13 protein-coding genes are annotated in these 21,668 nt (G+C 70.4%); 6 read left to right on the top strand and 7 right to left on the bottom strand.

What is annotated here, in order from left to right:
• Window positions 1-7 precede the first annotated feature (7 nt).
• Entirely contained in the window at window positions 8-2,287 is a 2,280-nt protein-coding gene (locus OHS57_RS01285) for a sensor histidine kinase (protein WP_328580638.1), read from the top strand.
• Between the two features lie 289 nt (window positions 2,288-2,576).
• Here the strand turns inward: OHS57_RS01285 and OHS57_RS01280 are convergent, their stop codons facing one another.
• The 6 genes from OHS57_RS01280 to OHS57_RS01255 all read right to left on the bottom strand — a co-directional run bounded on the left by OHS57_RS01280 (window position 2,577) and on the right by OHS57_RS01255 (window position 9,954).
• The gene (locus tag OHS57_RS01280) at window positions 2,577-3,854 is read right to left on the bottom strand and encodes an FHA domain-containing serine/threonine-protein kinase (protein ID WP_328580637.1); all 1,278 of its coding nucleotides are present in this window, start codon (window positions 3,852-3,854) and stop codon (window positions 2,577-2,579) included.
• A 1-nt stretch (window position 3,855) separates the two neighbouring features.
• Window positions 3,856-7,353 (bottom strand): WD40 repeat domain-containing serine/threonine protein kinase, encoded by a 3,498-nt coding sequence (locus tag OHS57_RS01275; protein ID WP_328580636.1) that lies wholly within the window; start codon window positions 7,351-7,353, stop codon window positions 3,856-3,858.
• A gap of 10 nt (window positions 7,354-7,363) precedes the next feature.
• On the bottom strand, window positions 7,364-8,011 hold the full coding sequence (locus OHS57_RS01270) for a DUF7019 family protein (protein WP_328580635.1): 648 nt from the start codon (window positions 8,009-8,011) through the stop codon (window positions 7,364-7,366).
• A 308-nt stretch (window positions 8,012-8,319) separates the two neighbouring features.
• Complete coding sequence (locus OHS57_RS01265; RefSeq protein WP_328580634.1) at window positions 8,320-8,628, bottom strand: DUF6510 family protein; 309 nt, start codon at window positions 8,626-8,628, stop codon at window positions 8,320-8,322.
• 1 nt (window position 8,629) lies between these two features.
• On the bottom strand, window positions 8,630-9,385 hold the full coding sequence (locus OHS57_RS01260; protein ID WP_328580633.1) for a ferredoxin reductase: 756 nt from the start codon (window positions 9,383-9,385) through the stop codon (window positions 8,630-8,632).
• Complete coding sequence (locus OHS57_RS01255; protein ID WP_328580632.1) at window positions 9,355-9,954, bottom strand: sulfite oxidase-like oxidoreductase; 600 nt, start codon at window positions 9,952-9,954, stop codon at window positions 9,355-9,357. Before OHS57_RS01255 ends, OHS57_RS01260 begins: the two co-directional genes overlap by 31 nt.
• Window positions 9,955-10,323: 369 nt before the next feature.
• Between OHS57_RS01255 and OHS57_RS01250 the strand changes: the two genes are divergently transcribed.
• The gene (locus OHS57_RS01250; protein ID WP_328580631.1) at window positions 10,324-11,319 is read left to right on the top strand and encodes a helix-turn-helix domain-containing protein; all 996 of its coding nucleotides are present in this window, start codon (window positions 10,324-10,326) and stop codon (window positions 11,317-11,319) included.
• A gap of 31 nt (window positions 11,320-11,350) precedes the next feature.
• Window positions 11,351-11,785 (top strand): SgcJ/EcaC family oxidoreductase, encoded by a 435-nt coding sequence (locus OHS57_RS01245; protein ID WP_328580630.1) that lies wholly within the window; start codon window positions 11,351-11,353, stop codon window positions 11,783-11,785.
• A gap of 235 nt (window positions 11,786-12,020) precedes the next feature.
• Here OHS57_RS01245 and OHS57_RS01240 read toward each other — a convergent pair whose 3' ends face one another.
• Window positions 12,021-13,040 carry a zinc-binding dehydrogenase gene (locus OHS57_RS01240; RefSeq protein ID WP_328580629.1) on the bottom strand — a complete coding sequence of 340 codons (1,020 nt, stop codon included), beginning with the start codon at window positions 13,038-13,040 and terminating at the stop codon, window positions 12,021-12,023.
• Window positions 13,041-13,101: 61 nt separating this feature from the next.
• Between OHS57_RS01240 and OHS57_RS01235 the strand changes: the two genes are divergently transcribed.
• The 3 genes from OHS57_RS01235 (at window position 13,102) to OHS57_RS01225 (ending at window position 21,624) form a co-directional block, all read left to right on the top strand.
• Entirely contained in the window at window positions 13,102-13,410 is a 309-nt protein-coding gene (locus OHS57_RS01235; protein WP_041999765.1) for an ArsR/SmtB family transcription factor, read from the top strand.
• Window positions 13,411-13,874: 464 nt separating this feature from the next.
• Window positions 13,875-17,780 (top strand): GH92 family glycosyl hydrolase, encoded by a 3,906-nt coding sequence (locus tag OHS57_RS01230; RefSeq protein WP_328580628.1) that lies wholly within the window; start codon window positions 13,875-13,877, stop codon window positions 17,778-17,780.
• Between the two features lie 175 nt (window positions 17,781-17,955).
• Entirely contained in the window at window positions 17,956-21,624 is a 3,669-nt protein-coding gene (locus OHS57_RS01225) for a discoidin domain-containing protein (protein ID WP_328580627.1), read from the top strand.
• Window positions 21,625-21,668 lie beyond the last annotated feature (44 nt).

The raw sequence follows: 21,668 nt of genomic DNA, 5'->3' as shown, positions 1-21,668 counted from the left end.
CGCCGGAGTGGAGACCGCCCTTCGCCGCTCGTTCGCGGGTCTGTCGCTGCTGTTCGCCATCGCGTGGTGGCTCACGGCCGTCTCCCTGGCTGTCTCTGACGACCGGCGTCCGCTGCCCTTGGGCGTCACCGTGCTCTTCGCCGCGTCCGCGACGGCCTGGGCCTACCGGGGAGCCTTCGTCCGCATCGGACCGGTCGATGCCTGGTCAGCCGCAGTCGTGGCGGTGACCGTGCACACGATCTACGCCGTACAACCCTACGCGGAGCTGGTGGTCGGCCTGCGCTGTATGACGACGGCCGCCGCGGTCATCCTCGCTGTCGCGTACCTGCCCCGCGCCCAGGGGCTGCCCATGGCGGTGCTCGCTCTTGCGGGGCAGATAGCCGCAGGGTGGCAGGAGGGTGTGGGGAGTGCCCTGCAGGGGATCTGGCCGCCGCTCGCCGCAGGGGTGGCCGCGACGGTACTGGCCCCCGTCCTTCGCGCCGCAGGTGACCGTGCGGACACCGCGATGCGCGTGGACGAGGACACCAGTGAAGCCGCAGCACGGGAACGGGCCGCTCTGCGGGGCAGACGCGACTTCCAGCGGCTCCTGCACGACGACGTCGGGTCGGCTCTGCGCGTGGCGGGCATGAGCGGCGTACCCACCGGGGAACAGCGTGCCGAGGCCCGCCGCGCGCTGGTGGCACTGACGGCCGGTTCGGGCGGCGCGGCCGGCGCGGAGGGCAGCGGAGACGTCGACCTCGTACCGTTGCTGACGGGGCTGACGGCCACATCGGTGAGCGGCGTCCCGCGGCCGCGGGTGACGACGCACTTCCCGCCGGAGCTGCTGGTGCCCCACGACGTGGCCGCCGCGTGCACGGGAGCGGCCGTCGAGGCGCTGCGCAACGTACGGTACGCCGGCGCCGCGCACGTCGTGGTCCGGCTGAGCGGGGATCACCAGGCCCTGGAGCTGACCGTGGTGGACGACGGCCGCGGCTTCGTGCCGTCCCAGGTCCGCCGGACCGCCCTGGGCCTGCGCGACTCCATCGGCCGGCGGATGGCCGACATCGGCGGCGTGGCCGACGTACGAAGCCGACCCGGACATGGCACGACGGTCCACCTCCGGTGGGCCGCCCCCGTACCGGACGCCTCCGACAACGCGCTGGGACAAGCACGCGGTCAGCGGGAGACGCTGCGCGCCGCCGCGGGGGACGTACGCCATGCGTTGGCGGCAGTGTGCCTGCCGTACCTGGTGGTCATGGCCGTCGTGGCGGTGATCCAGACCGTGGGGACGCCAACGCTGCTCGGCCATCTCGTCTGGTACCTGGCGCTGGCGGCGGCCACCTGCGTGCTACTCGCCAGAGCAGACCGGCGGATCACCGGACGGGTGGCCGTTCCGCTGCTGGCCGTCGCGGTCGCGGGTGCGGTGAGTTGTCTGCTCGTCATCCCGCCGGAGGCCGTCAGGGACTACCGCTCGTGGCCGATCGGCGCGGTCACCCCGCTGCTGGCCCTGCTCGTCATCGTGCGTCCGGTCCGCCAGACGGTTCTCGCACTCGCGTGCGAGGAAGTGGGCATCGTTGTACTGATCGCCCTGAACCCGCCGGCCGACGAGTCGGTCGTGAGTACGGTAGCCATGGCACTCCCCACGATGTTCGCTCCCGCGACGGGGGTGGTGATGGGCCTGGTCATCCGGCGGACCCTGGTCACCCTGGGCGAGGCGGTATTGAACGCCCACCGACACCGCATGATCGTCGTCGCCACCGAGTCCGCCGTGCGCGCGAGAGCGCAACAGCACCGTCGTCGACTGCGGGAGATCGATGCGCAGATCGTGCCCTTCCTCCATACGATCGCCACAGGAGACGGCGCCGATGACAGACCGGACCCGGCCGCTGTCCGCGCTCGGGCGGACCGGCTGGCCCAGTCCATCCGCGACGAACTGCACCTGCCGGGCGTCCTCGACGGCCCCCTGCGCGACCTGGTCGGCCGCGCACGCGAAGCGGGCTGTGAGGTGACGATCCACGCCCAGGCGGACGACGCCGCCGCGCTTCCCGACACTCCCGCCAGAACGGCTCTGCTGCGGAAGGTACTCACCGCCGCACTGACGGACCAGACCACACCCGGCGAACTGGTACTCGGCGTCCAGGACGGCCCCAAGGGCCGAACCCTCAGCCTCGTCACGATGCCTGGCGATCCCCGCCGCGGCGCAGCGCTCCACGCGGCACTGGAAGGCACGCCGCACACCCTGGAGGACTCCGCCGACCTGACCTGGGCGGAGGCCGCACTGCCGGAGCGTGTTCGTAGCGGTGATTGAGCCTGCGATACCCGGTCAGTTGCGTGATCGTGCGCGCGATCACTTACGGGAACGACTGGCCGCTGTCAGAGCAAGTAAGGGCTTTGGTGGGCTCCTTCAGAGTCTTGGTAGTCTCCGCGCATCTACGACTGGACGGGGAGATCGTGGGAGCGAAGGCGTCGAGTTCTGAGACCCGGTGGTTCCGCTGAAGTCTCCTGACAATCTTGGCACCGGGAACGGCACCCTTCTCAACAGCACCCCGAAGCAGCTACAGCGCGTAGTTCAGCTGACTCAGGAGGAGCGATTCGGTTCAGAGGGCTTGACGGATTGCCTGCGCCAATTCGGCTGCCGTTGTGGGAGCGATGTGGGGCTTGTCGACGAGAGCGGTGTCGATGACCGCGGCAAGTCGGCGCGGCAGCGCGGGTAGTCGGTCCCGTACAGGTACGGGCGGTTCGTGCAGGACGACGCCGACCGGGTCTGTGCCGGCGGGGAAGTCGCGCGGTGGCGAACCGGTGAGCATCCAGTACAGGCTGGCCGCCGTAGCCCACAGATCGACCTCGGGCCGTGCGTACTTGAAGTCGATGACCTGGCCGCGTGGCATGAAGGCCAGGGTGCCGCCCATCGCGCCGGTGAGGGTGTGGCCGGACAGGCCGGCGCTGTCGAACGCCTTGGACAGGCCGAAGTCGGCGATTTTGACGGTCGCGTGGTCTCTGCGGCCGGTGAGCAGGAGGTTCTGCGGCTTGATGTCGCGATGTACCAGTCCACGGTGGGTGACTGACGTCCCGTCAGCAAGCTGTACGGGCACCTCCGCGGCGTGCGCGTAGTGCAGTCCGCGGAGCGTCTGGAGGGCCACGCCCACGGCTTGGTCGACGCTCAGCCTGCCACCGGCTCGGGCGGCGACGTCGGCCACGCTGCCCAGTCGGCAGTACTCGCTGGTGAAGTAGAAGGTGCGGCCGTGCGCGCCGCCGCCGAGGAAGGCGACGATGTTGGGATGGCGCAGGGCGCGCGTGCAGGCGAACTCGCGCAGGAAGCCGTCACGGGCGGCGGGGTCGAGGGCGCCGTGCGCCAACAGCGTCTTGAGAGCGCGGAGTTCGCCGGTTTGCTCGTCCTGGGCGAGATGGACGATGCCTTGTCCGCCGCGGCCGAGTTCCTGGAGGAGGCGGTAGCCGCGGATGCCGGCCGCGTCCGGTTCTCCGGCCTCGGCTGCGGCCATGAGTGTGTGCACGGCGTCGGCGGGGTCTCGTGCCTCGGCGGACACGGTCGCGGGTTCCCCGGCCTGGACACAGACCCGTAGCACCGTGTCGCCGACGGCGATCTCGTCACCGTCGGTCAGGTCCCGCCCGGCCGGACCGGACGGAATGCGCTCCCCGTTGACGTACGTGCCGTTGCGGCTGTCGAGGTCCCGTACCCGCACGTGCGGGGGATTGACGTCGAGCATGCAGTGGTGCCGGGAGGCGTCCTTCTGCGATCTGGCCAGCCGGATACCGCATTCGCGAGCGCGGCCGACCAGGCACGTCGTGCGGTCGCCGAAGACGTACTCGGCTGCCGCGGGCGCGCCGTACAGGGTCAGGGTGACGGAGGACGGCATGTCACCACTCGTACTCCCAGTCGAGTTCCAGGCAGCGCGTGTAGTCGAGTTCGGTCACCAGCAGCTGGCGGGCATCGGCGCTCAGGGCCATGCCGAAGACCTGGCCGCGGTGTCCTTCAATGACGCGCAGCCGCTGCCCCTGGTCCAGGTCCCACAGGTGGACGTCCTCGTCCGCGAGGCCGGAAAGGGCGAACCGGCCGTCCACGGTGACGGCGACGGTGTTGATCAGGCCGGGGTCCGGGATCTCGCGGAGCACGCGGCCCGTCGCCGGGTCGAGGACGACCAAGGTGCCGTATCCGGCGATCACCGCACGCCGGCCGTCCGCGGAGATCTGAAGCGTGGCGATGTTGTACGGGCCCTCCACCGAGTAGATCCGGCGGCCGCTCGCGGCGTCGTAGGCGTGCACGCCGAACTGGCCCCATTCCAGCACGCTTCGGCCGTCCGGGGCGAAGCGCAGGTGCGCCCCGGCCGGGCGCCCGGTGTGCCGCCACAGCCGCAGGCCCGCCGCCAGGTCCCAGCCGCAGAGCTCGTCCAGGTCGTACCGTCGCCGCCGGTCCTCCTCGGCGCCGTTGAAGGCGTTCGACGCCCCGTACCGGCGGTCGGGGCTGATCGCGACGGCGCCCACCGGCCCCTGGTGGCCCCGGAAACCGGAGGACGGGTCCGCGTACTGCGGCTGCCGCCGTACGTCCTCGACGTCCCAGAGGCACAGCGTTCCGCTCTCCTCGCCGGTCAGCAGCCAGGCACGGTCGTCGGACAGGGCCACCGCCCGGATGTCCTCACGGTCCAGCAGGACGGTCCGGTCGTCCCTCAGGTCGAGCAGGGCGGTCTCCGACCGGCCCGGGACGACCGCGGCGGTCCCGTCGCTCGTCATCAACGGAGCGGCGGACGCTGTGACCAGTGAAGGGATCATGCGGTTGTTCCGGGCGTCGGCGGCGTCGCACAGCAGGAACCGGTCGGGGAAAAGCCCGGCGAGGAACACGCTCCCGTCCCCGATGAAGGCCATCGCCGAGGGACTGCCGAGACGCCCGGTGAAGTCGAACTTCTGCCAGGCACCGCGTAGTCCCGTGCGCCGCCCGTGCTGCCCGAGCATGCTCCAGGCGTTGAGCAGATCGGGATTGCGCGCGTGGCCCGGCACGGCCCGCGCGGTACGCAGGCAGGCGGCCGACTGCGCGTAGTGGCCTGCCTCGAAGAGCCGCTCGCCCTCGCGCATCGCCGCCCGGAACCGCCCGGCGTGATCGGTCAGTTCACCGGCGGCCCGGGGCCGGGCGTACGCCCACGGGGCGCGGTAGCGGGGGACCGGCAGGGGCTGCACCTTGATCCGCCCGTCGAGCATGGTCAGCACGGCACGGCTTCCGTCGCCGCTCATCGCGAGGTGGGACGTGTGGCGGGACATGCCGTCGTCGAACGTGCGCAGGCAGCGGCCCGTCGCCGTCTGCATGACGCGGAGCGGCTGACCGCTTCCCACGACGGCGAGCGAGCCGTCGGGTGTCAGCGCGAGCGTGGAGACGTCCCTCACGTCGTGGGGCACCTGCGTGGCGATTTGGCGGGTTGCCACGTTCCACAGCACCATCGGCCCGTCCCACATCTGCAGGGCGTATCGCACGCCCGGGGCCACCGCGGCCCTTCGCACGAAGCCGCCCCACGCCGAGCGAAGCGGATCGGAGCGCGGCTCCGTGAGAGCGGCCCGGCACACGCCCGCACCGGCATCCCACAGGCGGATCGTCGTCTCTCCCAGGCCTCCTGCGGTCACGGCGATGGCGCCGCCGTCGCCGAGTTCCAGCGCGGTCATGTGTTCCGTCCGGCTCGGGACCGGGCCCACAAGCCGTCCCGTGTCCAGGTGCCAGAACCACAGCGTGCCGTCCGTGTGCGCGGTGGTGCCGACCGACCCGTCAGCGCTGAGTGCGACCGAGGTGACGCCCTCGGCGACCGGGCCCTTCGGCAGAGGCAGCCGCTCGCCGCGCAAGAGGTCCCACGCCTCCGGCAGGCCCTCCTCGCGGCCGACCAGACCGATCCGCCCTTCGCCGTCCACCGCGACTGCCACGACGTGCGAACCCTCGGACGTCAGCTCCCGCACGCAGCGGCCGCTGTCCGTATCCCACAGCCGGAGGACCCCCTGGTAGTCCCCGGACAGCACCAGGCCTCCGTCGGCCGTCACAGCCACGGCGCTCACCGACGTCCCCTCGTGGCCGGTCAGGACCACCGCGCGGGCCCCCGGATCGCGGGCCAACTCCGCCAGCGCCTCCGCGGTTTCGGCCGGTACCGGTTCACCCGGGGCGGCCGGGCCCAGCAGCTCCGCCGCGTGTTCGCGGTCGTCGCGCTCCAGGTGCACCAGTCCGATCAGGCGCGCGCCCAGGGCGTCGTCGCCGCCGATCTCACGGGCGGACGTCAGCTCGGCGAGGAGTTCCGCGTCGGTCTTGCGCGCCTTGCGCCACTGGTGCAGGCCGAAGTTGAAGGTGGCGGTCAGGCTGTGCGGGTCCGCCGCCATCGCCGTCCGCCACCGCTGTTCGGCCTCCTCGGTCCGCCCGAGGTCGAGCAGGGACAGCGCCTGGTTGGAGAGCCCGTCCGCCAGCAGAGCGGCCGCCTTCGGGACCGGCCGCGGGTACGGCGTGCCGAGCACGTCGCCGTACACCTCGCTCAGGATGCCGGCAGCCTCGTCGAGTCGGGACGGCCGAGCCGTTTCGGCCGTCATGAAGCACTGGCGCAACAGCCCCGCGACGGCCGGCGGCAGGGGCGGCACCCGCGGATCCTCCGGACCGTTGGCTGTCAGTGCGTCCAGTGCCTCGGCGGCGGCCTGGCCGTAGTTGGTCGGCCGGTGGCCGGTGAACATCTCCAGCACCGTCAGCGCCCACGACCACACGTCCGTCGCGGACGTCAGCCGGATCTCCCGGTGCCCGGCGGCGGCGCGCGCCTGCTCGGGCGAGCAGTATGGGCGCGTCATGCCGCCGAAGGTGACGCCGGACGCGGTCGCCCCGTCGGCGTCCGGTGCGCGCGCCCCGGCCAGTCCGAAGTCGGTGACCTTGGCGGTTCCGTCGGTTTCGAGCATGACGTTGGCGGGTTTGACGTCCTGGTGGACCAGGCCGGTGTCATGGGCGTGCTGGAGGCCCCACGCCGTCTGGACGGCGACGTCCAGGACGCGCGCGAGGGCGGCCTGGGTCCCGCCCTCGTAGAGGCGACCGCCGGTCACGGCCTGGGCGAGGTCGCCGCCGTCGATCCACTCGGCGAAAACCCGGGGCACGCCGCCGACGGTGCGGACGTAGGCGCAGTTGACGGTGTGCGGGTGCAGGCCCAGGCCCACCCAGGTGCCCGCCTCGGCCTCGAACCGGCGCCTGCCGCTCGTCGAGGCGACCTGCTCCGGTCGGGGTGTCTTGACCGCGAGGTCCACGCTCCAGCCCAGGTGCCGGACCCGCTGGACCGTCCCCATGCCGCCGCTTCGCACGTCGTCGAGTACCTCGTACAGATCGAGGACCACCTCGCCGGGCTGCCAGAGTGTGGATGCCATCGCCGCGCCGTCAGTCGGCCAGGGCCACGTACAGGGGGCTGCCGAGCAGTACCCGCATACCGGGGCGGGCGTCGAGTTCGGGGTACGGGCTGGGCCCGGTCAGCAGGCGCCGGGCGACGAACTCCACGGTCTGCGGGCGGCCTCGGAGCAGCCGCCCCGCGGTGTGCACCCAGGCCAGCGAAGGCTGGTCGGCGGGCATTTCGGCACCGTCCGCCGCCAATGCCGAGGCGAGACCGGCCAGCAGCGTCGGCGCCGAGGACGGCGCGAAGTCCTGGGTCTGCGGGGCGCCGGACCCCAGGACGTGGCTGCCGGCTCCGCCGAGACCCAGGATCGTCTGACCGGTCCGGCCGCCGAAGTACACCAGCGTCCCGCCGCTCTCGCCGGGCAGTGGCCCCCACTGCATGGACAGACTGCCGCGGAAATACGGTCCGGGCTCGTCAACCGAACCGGTCTGCCCGCTCTTGTCGAGGTGCCGCAGGACACGCTCCAACTTGGCGGTCCGGTCGGGCACACGTGCTTCGACGCTGCGCCTTACGTTGAACAGCTTGAGACTCAGGCCGGCTTCAGTGGTGCTCCGTCGCTCGAAATCGGGGTCGATCTGCCCGAGCAGCATGTCGACCTTGGCGTCGCTGATGTACAGGTAGTACCGCACCGTCACCCTCCGAGACTATCGTGGCCCAGCCTCACAGGTCACGGTCTCGTCCATCGACCTCAGAAATCGCGCAAGTGCGGGCAGCGGGGTGTCCGAGTTCGGGCTCGCCGCGCTTTGGGCGTACTCCATAGCCTTGGTGAACTCCGAGTCGCCGAAGCGGCGTTCCAGTACGGGTTACCCAGCGGATCGCGTACCCGCCCGACCTGGGTCAGTCGCCGATCCGGGACCGGACGAGCGGTAGCCGGACGTCTGCTTCGTGCGGGCGTCGAGCGGTGGCCGCACTCGGCTCCGGGCTGCGGCCGCTCTCAGTTTGTTCAGCCGCCGTCCAGTGGGATGCGGAGGCTGACGGTTCCGCGCAGGTCCAGCCAGGCGGTGCCGGGGCTGCGGACGAGCCGGAGCACGACGTGAGTGCAGTGCGGGCAACGGGCGATCAGTCCGGGCCCGCGGCCGTAGACCCGCAGCCGGGCGAGGGGTCCCGTGCTGCCGCAACCGGTGCAGGTGGTGACTGCCGCGGTCAGGTCGACGGCAAATACCTCCGAGAGCGGTCCGGCCAGGACGTTGCCGTCCTCGTAGGCGTCGTCTTCGTAGGTGTCGTACGGTGCGTCGATGGGGAGCGTGGTCATGTCAGCCTCCGCTGGGACCGAAGCGTTCGGTGCGGACGAGTCCGGGTGCGTGGCCGAGCCCGACCAGCTGGTCGGCCGCGTACTCGACGAAGCCGGTGGGCCCGCAGACGTAGACGGTCGGCTCGAAGTCGGGCGGCCACCCGGACGTCACCAGATCCTCGGCGCGCAGCCGCCCGGACGGGCGACGCGATCCGTCGGGAGCGGTGCGCGTGAAGACGTACGCCACGTCCAACCCCGGGTCGGTGTGGCGCAGTTCGTCCTGGTAGAGCAGGTCCTGCGGGGTGCGCACCGAGTAGATGAGCCGGAACGGCGACCGGCCGCCGACCGCACGGCGTGCGCGGATCATCGCCATCAGGGGGACGAGTCCGGAACCCCCGGCGACCAGGAGCACGGGCTCGGTCTGCTCCGGGCGCCACACGAACCAGCCGCCGACCGGCCCTCGCAGCTCCACCACGTCACCGACACCGAACACGTCGACGAGGTACGGCGACACCTCTCCGTCCGTGACGCGCTGGACCGTCAGCTCGACTTGCTCCGCGCCCGGTGGGGAGGCGATCGAGTAGCTGCGCTGGGTGCTGTAGCCGTCGGCGGCCGTCAGCCGCACGTCCACGTGCTGGCCGGCGAGGTGTCCGGGCCAGCCGAGAACGTCCAGGAGCAGGGTGCTCGCGCCCGGAGTCTCCGCCCGCCGCTGCGTCAGTGTGGCCACCCGCCAGCGCAGCCGGTCGCCTAGTCGCCTTGGTACCGCTGTTCGCGCCATGGGTCTCCGTAGTCGTGGTAGCCGGCGCTCTCCCAGAACCCCGGTTCGTCCTCCAGGAGCAGCTGGATCCCGCGCACCCACTTCGCCGACTTCCACAGGTACAGGTGCGGCACGAGCAGCCGGGCCGGCCCGCCGTGCTCGGGCGGCACGTCCTCGCCGTCGTAGCCGTAGGCGATCCACGCCTGGCCGTCGAGCAGGTCCTCCAGGGGGAGGTTGGTGGTGTAGCCGCCGTAGGCGTGGACGAGGGCGAACTCGGCGGCCGTCTCGACGTCGGCGAGCAGCAGGTCGAGCGAGACGCCCTGCCAGTGGGTTTCGAACTTGGACCACTTGGTGACGCAGTGCAGATCCACGGTCGGCCGCTCGGACGCCAGCCCCATGAGGTCCTTCCAGGACCAGGTCCGCTCGGCGCCCGTCTCGGTGGTCACCGTGAACTGCCAGGTGTCGCGGCTGACCCGGGGGGTGGGTCCGGCGGACAGTACGGGGAAGTCGTACGCCTCGTACTGTCCGGGCGGCAGCCGCCCGTCGGAAGATCTCGGACGTCCCTGGAAGCCGGGTGACAAGGTTCCCATGGTCAAGTCCTTCCCGCCGCACCTTGTCGATGTCACTGGGGATGCGGGATTGCGTTGCGGGAGCACCCGGATCCCTGTGATGCGGGTGCTCGACCGGCGGCTGCGCGGTGGCGGACCGCTGATCTGACAGCGCCGGCTCAAGCGTCTTGTCCTAGGTGCAAGCGTAAATCCGCTGACCCTGACCGGCAATGTGAGCACGGCCAGGGATTGTTGACTGCGTAATCAGGCTCGTGCGCGCTTCGGAAGCCGCCAGTTCGGGCGGTGTAGCGCTGGTCGTGGAAGGACGGTCAGCCGCAGGTGGAAGACCAGGTCCCACGCCCGGTCGCCGTGACTGGAGTACGGCAGTGGTGCAGGTGGAAGACTGTCCTAATGGACGGTGATGGGGCGCGGCTGGGCGGCGTGGCGCGAGCCGAGGCCGGATTGGGAAGCGCCGAGGGGTTTCTGGAGAAGCTTGAGCGCAGCGATCTGCCGCCGCTGCGCGGGGATCGGCATACGGGCGAGGACTTCCGGGCCGAGGTGCTGAGCCGTGACCTGGGCCCTTTGCGGTTGACGGAGTTGGTGACGCCGGAGGGCGAGTGCTTCCGCGACGCCCGCTCCGCGCGTGCACGGGACAGTGAGTTGTGGCAGGTCGAGGTGGTGACGCGGGGGCATGTGCGTGCCGAGCAGGGGGGCAGCACCGCTGTGCTGGGCCCCACAGACCTCGTCCTCATCGACCCGGTGCGGCCGGTGCGGTTCGCCAGTTCCGCGACCACCCACGTGACGATGCTGATGCCGAGGCACCTGTTGCGGCTGGGTGCGGACGACGCGGCGCGGCTGGTCGGTGTAGGGATTCGTGGTGACCGGGGCCCGGGAGCGTTGGTGTCCTCGCTCGTCCGGGACATGACGCGGAGCGTGGACGGGTTCCGTGCGCACGAGGCGGACCGGTCGGCGGCTGCGGTGATCGAACTGATCGCGGTGACGCTGGCGTCCCGCCTGGGTGACGTCCGCCCGGTCGACGACGACGTGCTGCGCACGAGAGTCATCGGCTTCATCGAGGCGAGACTGTCCGACCGGGATCTCACCCCGGCCAAGGTCGCTGCGGCACACCATGTGTCGTTGCGCCGGCTGCACAAGCTCTTCCAGGACCAGCCCCTGACCGTGGCTGCCCTGATCCGCCGGCGGCGTCTGGAGCGGTGCCGCGCGGATCTGGCCCGCAGGACCACCACGGTCGCCGCGGTGGCCGCTTCGTGGGGTTTCTCGGACCCGGCGCACTTCAGCCGCCTGTTCAAGGCCACCTTCGGGCACAGTCCGGGGGCACGCGTGTTCAACGATGGTGCGCCGATCGTCAATGACCACCTCGCCGGAGCGGGCAAGGATGGTGGCTGACAAGACGGCAATCGGAAAGGCGCCTTGAACAATGAATCCGTCGCTCGACACCCTGCGTGATGTCCCTGCCCGAATGATCGAGGGGTGGAACCGTGGTGACGCGGCCGCGTTCGCCGCGGACTTCGCGCACGACGCGGAGCTCATTGACTTCGACGGCACGCTCCACAAGGGGCGTGACACGGTGATCGCGTTTCAGCAGCCGGCCTTCGACACGGTCCTGAAGGGCTCGCGGCTCGTGCAGGGCCAGGTGGAGTTCGCCCGGCTGATCGGGCCGGGCTGCGCCGTGGTGCATCACCGTTTCGGCATGGTGATGGCCGGTGAAGAGGAACCCCCGCCGACCCGGTACTTCCTGCAGCTGTTCGCGCTGGTCTGGCAGAACGACCGCTGGGAGATCGCGACGCTGGAGAACGCACGCAGGGTCTCGCTGGAGTCCGCCATGGCCCTGGACGCTCAGGCGACCACGTAACGGAGACCGACCGGTGCCTGCCTCGCTACCCGGGCACCGGGCGGTCGTGCCCGGTACGCATGGCTCGCATCAGCTATGCCTTCTGAAGCGGTCAATGGACTGCACCAGGTCGGTGATCGACTTCGCTCGCCGGTGGTCGTTGCCGAAAGCGTCTGATGCCTCTCGACCTGGTGCTGGAGGAGATCAGCCGACACCAGCGGCTGGCCGTCGCCCCGGGCCGCGACGGTTGAGCCGCTCAAGGCAAAGGGGTTGTCCGGCGCGGTGACTCGTCCAGGGGGTGCACAGCGATGGCGATCTTGCCGCGTGGGCGTTTGCGGCCCTCGGCGGCAGGGCCGCTTTCCATCAGTGTGTGCGCCTGTGCGATGTCGGCCAGCGGTAGCACGGCGCCGATCACCGGACGGAGTTTGTCCTGGTCGACCAGTCGTCGGAGGGCATCGAGCTTCGCCCGGCCGGGGCTGACGAAGAGGAAGTGGTAGGTCGCGTTCACGCCCCACGCGGCGAGCAGGTTCTGAGGTTCGGGGATGTCCACGATGGATACCACGCGACCTCGGTCGGCGAGGACCTCCGGGCTGCGGGAGAGGGTGTTCCCACCCACCGTGTCCAGTACGACGTCCACTCCGCCCAGCGCGCGGACCTGCGGTACGTAGTCGCCGGCCGAGAAGTCGATCGTGATGTCGGCTCCCAGTCCGGTGACGAACTCGTGATCCTTTGCCCGCGCGGTGGTCACCACCTCGGCTCCCAGCGCGCCGGCGACCTGGATCGCGGCCGAGCCGACCCCGCCCGCTCCGCCGTGCACCAGGACCCGTTCCCCGGCCCGCACCCCGGCGCGTTCGGCCAGTGCCTCCCACACCGTCACGCCGACGAGCGCGAGAGCGGCGGCCTCGACGTGCGACAACCGTGCGGGTTTGCGGGCGACCAGGGCCTGGTCGACCACGTGGAACTCGGCGTAGGTTCCCTGCCCGGCGAACGTCGGTGCCAGGTACCAGACCTCGTCGCCCGGCTGGAAGTCGTCTGCTCCAGAGCCGGTCTCGACCACCACGCCGGACACGTCATTGCCGATCACGGCGGGCAGCGCCACCTGGTCGCGGTAGTCGCCGCGCCGGGTCTGCAGGTCGAGAGGGTTCACGGACGTGGCCAGCACGCGCACCAGCACCTGCCCTGGTCCGGGAGTGGGCCTTGGCAGCTCTCGGGCGGCGAACGCGGTGTCCGCGTCACCGAAGCGGACGAGTTCCATCACACGCATCGAAGTCGACATGCCGTAAGCTTAGATCGAGATATCGCGAATCACCAATATGTATATGCGTTACGATCATCATGTGTTCTCGGAGGCGGAGTTGCTGGCTGTGTTCCGGGCCCTGTCCAACCCGGCCCGCCGCCAGATGCTGGTGTGGCTCAAGGAGCCCATGAGCTTCGCCGGGCAGGAGCCCGAGGACGTCGAGATCGGTGTCTGCGTGACCGACATTCAGCAGCGGGCAGGTCTGGGGCAGTCAACCACCTCGCAGTACCTCGCCATGCTGCGGCAAGCAGGGCTGGTGGTCGCCACCCGGCGGGGCAAGTGGACCTACTACCGCCGCGACGAGACGAACATTGCCCGCCTTCTGCAGACCCTGCGGGACGTGTTCTAGATCCCGGGGCAGGGCAAGGGTCGAGCCGGCCGAACTGTCCAGCCGAACTGTCCTTAACGCCGGGCCCGGCAGTTGGGCGCCCGACTGCCCGCTCAACCGGTCGCGGATGGCAGGTCGCTCCTCACGGAGCCGCCCGCACTTCCGCGCGAAGACCACGTCACCGCCTTCATGCGCCTGGACCCATGACTCGCTGAAGGCCAGTCATTCTCCCGGGGGCGGACCAGGATGACTGTGGCGTCGTCGATCAGCGGCACCGGCTGAGGCAGCGGTCCGTGTAGTGGCCACCGGTCGGCCGTCGTTGTCGCCCGCAATTCGGCTGCCAAGCCTTTCCGTAGATGTTGACAACGTTGCCATCGGAGCTGAGACTACCGGCGATGGCAACGTTGTCAGCAAGTGCCCTCATCCCCATGACAGTTGCCCGCCACGTGTGTCTGAAGCAATCCGCCCAGCTGAGGAGCCTGGCTATGACTGTCCCTGACCGCCCGTCCCGGGCCCGTCCGTTCGCCTCCAGACGCCGGGCATCGGCTGTCGCGGTGGCGGTCGCCGGGATGGTGCTGGCCGGGCTGCCCGCGGTCGGCGCGCAGGCGGCTTCCGGCGGCGGCACGGCTCGCGGCACCTTCTCGACGTCGTTCGAGACGACCGACCCGGCACCCGACTGGGGGAGCACGCCCGAGAACGGCCCCGGCGGCCACCCCTCGGTGACCGGGGTCGTGCCCGACTCGGGTGGCGCGCTGCCCGGCTCGGTGATGGCGCGGGTGTCCTCGGTCACCGCCAGTTCCGAAATGCCGCCCGACCATGTCGCGGCGCGTGCCGCCGACAGTGATGCGGCCACCTCGTGGCAGGCCGACGGCGGCACTCCGGCGCTGACCGTTACCCTCGGCGGCTCGTCGCGGGTCACGCGCTACGCCATGACGTCGGCGCCCGACTCTCCCGCCCAGGACCCCAAGTCGTGGGTGCTGCAAGGCTCGCACGACGGCCGGCAATGGCACGCCGTGGACAGCCGCGGCGGCCAGGACTTCGCCCAGCGCGGGCAGACCAGGATCTTCACCGTCAGCCACCCCGGAACGTACAGCCGCTACCGACTGGCCGTCGGCGCCAATCACGGTGACAGCCACACCCAGCTCGCCGAACTGGTGCTCGCCGAAGGGCAGGGCGGCAAGGCCGGGATGACGACCTCCGTCGGCAGCGGCCCGGCGGCCGGCCCCACCATCAAGAAGGACGTCGGTTTCACCGGCACCCACGCCCTCAAGTACGCCGGCTGGCAACTCGCCGACCACGGCTCCGCCGAGGACAAGATCTATCAGGTGTCGATCCCGGTGAAGCGCGAGACGCGGCTGTCGTACAAGCTCTTTCCCGAGCGCACCGGCAACGACCTGACGTATCCGAGCACGTACGTGTCGGTCGACCTCACCTTCAGCGACGGCACCCGGCTGAGCCGGTACGGCGCCACCGACCAGTACGGCAAGGGCCTTTCGGCTGCCGACCAGGGCAAGGCGAAGATCCTGCACGCCGGTCAGTGGAACGCGGTCGACTCCGAGATCGGCAAGGTCGCGGCCGGCAAGACGATCACCCGCGTCCTGGTCGCCTACGACAACCCCAACGGCCCGTCACACTTCGCGGGTTGGCTCGACGACATCGAGATCGGCGCCGCCCCGCCGGACAACGACTGCGCGCACCCTGCGACATGTGTGACCACCACCCGTGGGACCGACTCCTCCGGCGACTACTCGCGCGGCAACAACATCCCCGCCACCGCGCTCCCGCACGGCTTCAACTTCTGGACCCCGGAGACGAACGCCGGCACGACCAGCTCGATCTACACCTACCAGCAGGACAACAACGCGGCGAACAAGCCGGTCATCCAGGCGTTCGGGGTCAGTCACGAGCCCAGCATCTGGGTACAGGACCACCAGACGTTCCAGGTGATGCCGTCGGGGACCGCCACACCGACGACAGCCGACCGCACCAAGCGCGGACTGGCGTTCAGCCACGACCACGAAACGGCGCAACCCGACTACTACGGTGTGACGTTCGACAACGGCATCCGTACCGAGATGACGCCCACCGACCACGCGGCGGTCATGCGGTTCACCTTCCCCACCGGTGACGACAGCCTGATCTTCGACAACGTCAACGACAAGGCCGGTCTGACCGTCGACAAGGCCAGCGGCACCGTCACCGGCTACTCGGACGTCGCCGGCTTCTGGGGCGCCCCGCGGATGTTCGTCTACGCGACCTTCGACCGGCCGATGACCGGCACCGGCTCCCTCACCGGTGGCGGCGGCGCCGGGGTCAGCGGCTACACCTCGTTCGACCTCGGTGCGAACCGGCAGCTCAGCATGCGTATCGCGACCTCCTTCATCAGTGTCGACCAGGCCGAGCGCAACCTCGAACAGGAGGTCGGGCAGCGCGGTTTCGAAGCCGTGCACACCGCCGCGCAGGCCGCCTGGGACACAGCACTTGGCGTCATCACCGTCCGTGGTGCGAGCCAGGACCAGCTCACCTCGCTGTACTCCAGCCTGTACCGGCTCAACCTCTACCCGAACGAACTGTTCGAGAACACCGGCACCACGGCGAAGCCGGTCTACAAGTACGCCAGCCCCTACTCGCCGGCCGCGGGCCCCTCTACGCCCGTGGCCACCGGCGCCGTCGTCAAGTCCGGCCGCCCGTACGCCAACGAGGGTTTCTGGGACACGTACCGGACGGCCTGGCCGCTGGACTCGCTGCTCTACCCCGACCTCACCGGGGACATGATCGACGGCTTCGTCCAGCAGTACCGGGACGCCGACTGGATCGGCCAGTGGACAGCGCCCGGCTACCTCGGTTTCAGCGGCACCAACTCCGATGTGGCTATCGCCGACGCCTACCTGCGCGGCGTCACCAACTTCGATGTGCGCGGCGCCTACGAGGCCGCCGTCAAGGACGCGACCGTGCCGTCGTCCGGGCTGACCGGGCGCCCCGACGTCCAGCACTCGACATTCCTCGGCTACACCCCGCAGACCACCGGCTCCAGCGCCTCGGTGTCCCTGGAGGACTACCTCGCCGACTACGGGATCGCGCAGATGTCGCAGAAGCTGTACCGGACCACCAAGGCGAGCGATCCGCACCACCGCGAATACCTCGACAACTACCGGTACTTCAACGACCGCGCCCAGCACTACGTCGACCTCTTCGACAAGTCCACCGGCTTCTTCCAGCCGAAGAACGCCGACGGCACCTTTGAGCACACGCCGGAGACGTACAACCCGCTGGACTGGAACTCCACCGACTACACCGAGGGCGACGGCTGGACGTACGCCTTCGCCGCGCCCGAGGACGGCAACGGCCTCGCCAACCTGTACGGCGGCCGCACCAAACTGGCCGACAAGCTCGACGAGTTCTTCACCACGCCGGAGACCGCCCAGTACGGCGGCGGGTTCGGCGGCCCGTACCACGAGATGTTCGAGTCCAGGGACGACGCGCTCGGCCAGTGGGCGTTCAACGACCAGCCGTCGATGCACGTCCCGTACATGTACGACTACGTCGGCCAGCCGGCGAAGACGGCGAAATACGTCCGCGACGCCATGGGCCGGCTGTTCACCGGCAGCACGGTCGGCCAGGGGTACCCGGGCGACGAGGACAACGGCTCGATGTCGGCCTTCTACGTCGACAACGCGCTCGGCCTGTACCCGCTGCAGTCGGGCTCGCCGACCTTCGCCATCGGGTCGCCGCTGTACGACCAGGTCACCATCCACCCGCTCGGTGGCCGCCCGTTGACCATCACGGCGCACGGCAACTCCGACCGGAACATCTACGTCCAGTCGCTGACGGTCAACGGCAAGAAGTACGGCAGGACGTACCTGGACCACGGCGACCTGACCCACGGCGGCCGGATCGACTTCGAGATGGGCCCGCGCCCGTCCAACTGGGGTACGGCAGCGGCGGACGTGCCGCCGTCACTGACCTCAGGACCGAAGGCAGCCGTCCCGCCCGCCGACCTCACCGGTACCGGAAAGGGCACGGCCACCGCGAGTGGCGGCACCGACCCGGCCCCGTTGTTCGACAACACCTCCACCACCGAGACCACCCTGGCGGCCGGACCGTCCTCGGTGCAGTACCGGTTCGACCAGCCCCGGCAGTTGGATCAATACACCTTGACCAGCGGAGTCAAGACCGGCGCAGATCCGTCCAGTTGGACACTCAGGACATCGGACGACGGCACGCACTGGACCGTCGCCGATACGCGCAGTGGTGAGCAGTTCAACTGGCGCCAGCAGACAAGGGCATTCACCCCGTCCGCCCCGACCGGCAGCCACCGCTACTACCGGGTCGACTTCGCGTCAGGTGACAGCGCGACGACCCTGTCGGAGGTGGAACTCCTGGGCGGCTGACCCTGGTTGCCCCGGCCCTCCGGCGGGGTTCTCGGGGGCCGGTGAGCCCGGCGCCACCGGCCCCCTCACGCACCACGACCACCACGGCGTCCCCCCGAGGCGTCCCCCTCGGTCCTTGCCCTCGGACGCCCCCGCACCTCGCAGGCCACCTCGCATCCCGCACATCGGAGCCGACATGCCCGAGCAGCACCCCGACACCTCCCGCCGCACCTTCCTGCGCGCCAACGCCACCCTGCTGGCCGGCTTCGGTCTGTCAGCCGCGCTGCCCGCGGCCGCCGCGTACGCCACGGAGGCGAACACCGGGGCCGCCCCGTCCGCAGGTGCCAAGGGGTCGGTCGACCTCGCCCGGTACCGCCCGGTGGCGGCGTCGTCGACCGACTGGGCGCCCACCCCCGCCTCGTTCGCGGTGGACGGTCTCGGACAGCCGGGCGTACGGGGCTCCGGCTGGCGCGCGACAGCCGGCGACCCTCAGTGGATCAGCGTCGACCTGCAGGCGCCGAGCACCATCGAGTCGGTGGTGCTGGTCTTCGAGGCGGACAGCTCCGACCCGGGCTTCACCCCGGCGGACGGCGTCAACCCGTTCCTGCACACCACGGGCTTCGAGGCGCTGTCGAGCAGCGCCGTGGCGTTCTCCCTCGACGTGTCGGACGACGGGAAGGCCTGGCGCTCGGTGTACGAGACGACGTCCGGCGCCGGCGGGACGGTGACGATCACGCTGCCGAAGCCGGTGACGGCGCGGTGGATCCGGATGACCTCGACCAAGCGGGCCAACGACAACCCGGTGGGCCTGAACAGCTTCGAGGTCTACGGCAGTTGCGAGGCGCACCGGCCGCCGGCGACAGGCTGGACCGACTGGGGCAGCCGCCACCACGAGGCGCCTGCCTTGAAGACCGCCGCCGACGGCACCGTACCGCTGGAGTCCGGCTGGACGCTCACCATGGACGACTGGGCAGGTTCGGCCGACGGCGCACGGCTGTCAGGCCCCGGCGTGGACGTCAGCGGCTGGCTGCCGGCCACGGTGCCCGGCACCGTCCACGCGTCGCTGGTGGAGCAGGGGCACCTGCCGGAGCCGACGGTCGGCTTCAACAACATGCGGGCGCCCGAGGCCCTGTCCCGGCACGACTGGTGGTACCGACGGGCCTTCGAGCTGCCGTCCGGCCTGGCCACCGGCCGGGACCGCCGCGTCTGGCTGGAGTTCGACGGGATCAACCACCAGGCCGAGGTGTGGCTGAACGGCCACAAGGTGGGCGAGGTGACCTCACCGGTCGCACGCGCAACCTTCGACGTCACCGACGCCCTGGTCCGCGGTGAGCAGGTCGTCGCCGTGAGCATCGCCCCGATGCCGCACCCCGGCAACCCGGGCGACAAGGGGCCCTCCGGGATCTCCACGCTCAACTCGACCGCCGCTGCCGCGGATTCGCCCACGTACCTGTCCATCAGCGGCTGGGACTGGATGCCGGCGGTCCGCGACCGCGCGGCGGGCATCTGGAACCATGTGCGCCTCCGCTCGACCGGGGACGTGGTGGTCGGTGACCCGCGGGTGGACACGGCCCTGCCCGGCCTGCCCGCCGTCGCCGGGCCGTCCGTGCTCGGTACCGCCGAGGTGACCGTCGTCGTCCCGGTCCGCAACGCGAGCAGTGCCTCACGTACCACCACCGTCTCGGCGACGTTGCACGGCGCGCGAGTGACCAGCACCGTCACCCTGGCGGCGGGCGAGCACCGCGACATGACCTTCACTCCCGCGCGCTACCCGCAACTACGCATCAAAAAGCCGCAGTTGTGGTGGCCCAACGGCTACGGCGCCCCGACGCTGCATGACCTGGTCCTGACCGCCACCGCCGTCGGCCGCACCTCCGACCGGCGCACCGTGAAGGTCGGCCTGCGCCAGTTCGACTACCACTACGAGCAGCCGATCGTCATCCAGCCCAACGGCCACTCCGCGCCCCAGACCGTGGACCTGCCGAAGCAGCAGGCCCGCTATGTGCGTGTCCAGTGCGGCAAGCGCGCCACCGGTTTCGGTGTGTCGATGTGGACCCTGTCGGTCGTGGACAGTGCGGCTCCGGGCACCGACCTCGCCCTGCACAGGACGGCGACCGCCTCCTCCAGCGACAACGACGCCGACCAGCCCGCCAACGCCGTCGACGGCAGTGACACCACCCGCTGGTCCTCCGGGTACTCCGACGACCAGTGGATCCAGGTCGACCTCGGTGCTTCCGCCGCCTTCGACCAGGTCGTCATCACCTGGGAGAGCGCCTACGCCCTGACGTTCACCGTGCAGGTCTCCGACGACGGCACGGCCTGGACCGACGTGCAGTCCGTCAGCAACACCGGGACCCAGCTGCAGATCGCGGTCAACGGCACACGGGTGCTGGCCCGCGGCGGCAACTGGGGCTTCGACGAACTGCTGCGCCGGATGCTGCCGGACCGGATGGACGACGCGGTCGGCATGCACCGGGACATGAACTTCACGATGATCCGCAACTGGATCGGCTCCAGCAACCGCGAGGAGTTCTTCGCCGCCTGCGACAGCAACGGCATCCTGGTGTGGAACGACTTCTGGGAGGGCGACGCGATCTTCCCGCCGGACGACGGCCTCCCGTTGTTCCTGGACATCGCCCGCGACACCGTCCTGCGCTACCGCCACCACCCTTGCCTCGCGGTGTGGTGCGCCACCAACGAGAGCGACCCGCCGGCCGCCATCGACGCCGGGCTGCGCGCCGCTGTCACCGAGGTGCATCCGGGCATCCTCTACCAGGGCAACTCCGCGGGCGGCATCGTCACAGGACACGGCCCGTACTCCTGGATCGACCCCGCGAAGTACTTCTCGGGCGACACTTACTCCATTGGCAGCTACGGCTTCCACTCCGAGATCGGCATACCCACCGTGCCGGTCGCCGAGAGCATGCGGCACCTGGCCGCCGACCAGCCGTCCTGGCCGATCGGCGACGTCTGGTACCACCACGACTGGAGTACCCGCGGCGGCCAGAACCCCGACACGTACCGCGCCGCCATCGAGGACCGGTTCGGCACATCGGACAGCCTTGACGACTTCTGCGCCCGCGCGCAGTTCGTCAACTACGAGAGCATGCGCGCCATCTTCGAGGCGTACAACGCGCAGATGTGGGACGACGCTTCCGGGGTGCTGCTGTGGATGTCCCACCCGGCGCACCACAGCACCGTCTGGCAGACCTACGACTACGACCTGGACGTCAACGGCAGCTACTACGGCGCCCGCAAGGCGTGCGAGCCGCTGCATGTCCAGGCGAGCCTTGCCGATTGGCAGGTGCACGCGGTCAACCAGACCGCCGCCGACCTGACCGGTGCGAAGGTAACCGCCCAACTCGTCGACCTGCACGGCAAGCGGCTCGCCGGAGCGCAGACCCGCACCCTGGACGTACCCGCGTCCTCCTCGGTGGCCGCGTTCACCGTGCCGTTCTCCGCAGCGCTGCCCACCCCGCACCTGCTGCGGCTGACGCTCACGGACCGGCACGGTACTGAGGTCTCCGACAACTCCTACCTGCGCTACCGCGCGGCCTCCGACGTACGGGCCGTCAACGACCTTGCGCCCGCCCGGCTGCGTACGACGGTCCGCCGCAAGGCCCGCGACGAGGCGGCGATCACCCTCCGCAACGACGGCGCCTCGGTTGCCGCCTTGGTCCGCCTCGGCGTACGGGACGCGCACGGCGACACCCGGGTGCTCCCGACCCGCTACAGCGACAACTACCTATGGCTGCTGCCGGGGGAGAGCCGCACCGTCACCCTCTCCTGGCCGGCCCGCGCACTGCCCTCGGGCAGGCCCCGCTTCACGGCAGAGGCACTGAACCTCCCGCTGCGCAGGCTCTGAGAGCGGCCCGCACAGCAAAGAAGCCCCGGGAGAAGCCCCTGGTC

Origin of the sequence: Streptomyces sp. NBC_00370, assembly GCF_036084755.1 — a bacterium.
GTDB lineage: Bacteria > Actinomycetota > Actinomycetes > Streptomycetales > Streptomycetaceae > Streptomyces.
Note: the sequence above shows the minus strand (reverse complement) of the source record. Positions and strands in the feature narration are given on the sequence as shown.

What these genes read in the sequence shown, in the direction of transcription:
- OHS57_RS01280 (WP_328580637.1), bottom strand. Translation starts at nt 3,854, where the DNA reads ATGCCGTCCTCCGTCACCCTGACCCTGTACGGCGCGCCCGCGGCAGCC.
- OHS57_RS01275 (WP_328580636.1), bottom strand. Translation starts at nt 7,353, where the DNA reads ATGGCATCCACACTCTGGCAGCCCGGCGAGGTGGTCCTCGATCTGTAC.
- OHS57_RS01265 (WP_328580634.1), bottom strand. Translation starts at nt 8,628, where the DNA reads ATGACCACGCTCCCCATCGACGCACCGTACGACACCTACGAAGACGAC.
- OHS57_RS01260 (WP_328580633.1), bottom strand. Translation starts at nt 9,385, where the DNA reads ATGGCGCGAACAGCGGTACCAAGGCGACTAGGCGACCGGCTGCGCTGG.
- OHS57_RS01255 (WP_328580632.1), bottom strand. Translation starts at nt 9,954, where the DNA reads ATGGGAACCTTGTCACCCGGCTTCCAGGGACGTCCGAGATCTTCCGAC.
- OHS57_RS01250 (WP_328580631.1), top strand. Translation starts at nt 10,324, where the DNA reads ATGGACGGTGATGGGGCGCGGCTGGGCGGCGTGGCGCGAGCCGAGGCC.
- OHS57_RS01245 (WP_328580630.1), top strand. Translation starts at nt 11,351, where the DNA reads ATGAATCCGTCGCTCGACACCCTGCGTGATGTCCCTGCCCGAATGATC.
- OHS57_RS01240 (WP_328580629.1), bottom strand. Translation starts at nt 13,040, where the DNA reads ATGTCGACTTCGATGCGTGTGATGGAACTCGTCCGCTTCGGTGACGCG.
- OHS57_RS01230 (WP_328580628.1), top strand. Translation starts at nt 13,875, where the DNA reads ATGACTGTCCCTGACCGCCCGTCCCGGGCCCGTCCGTTCGCCTCCAGA.
- OHS57_RS01225 (WP_328580627.1), top strand. Translation starts at nt 17,956, where the DNA reads ATGCCCGAGCAGCACCCCGACACCTCCCGCCGCACCTTCCTGCGCGCC.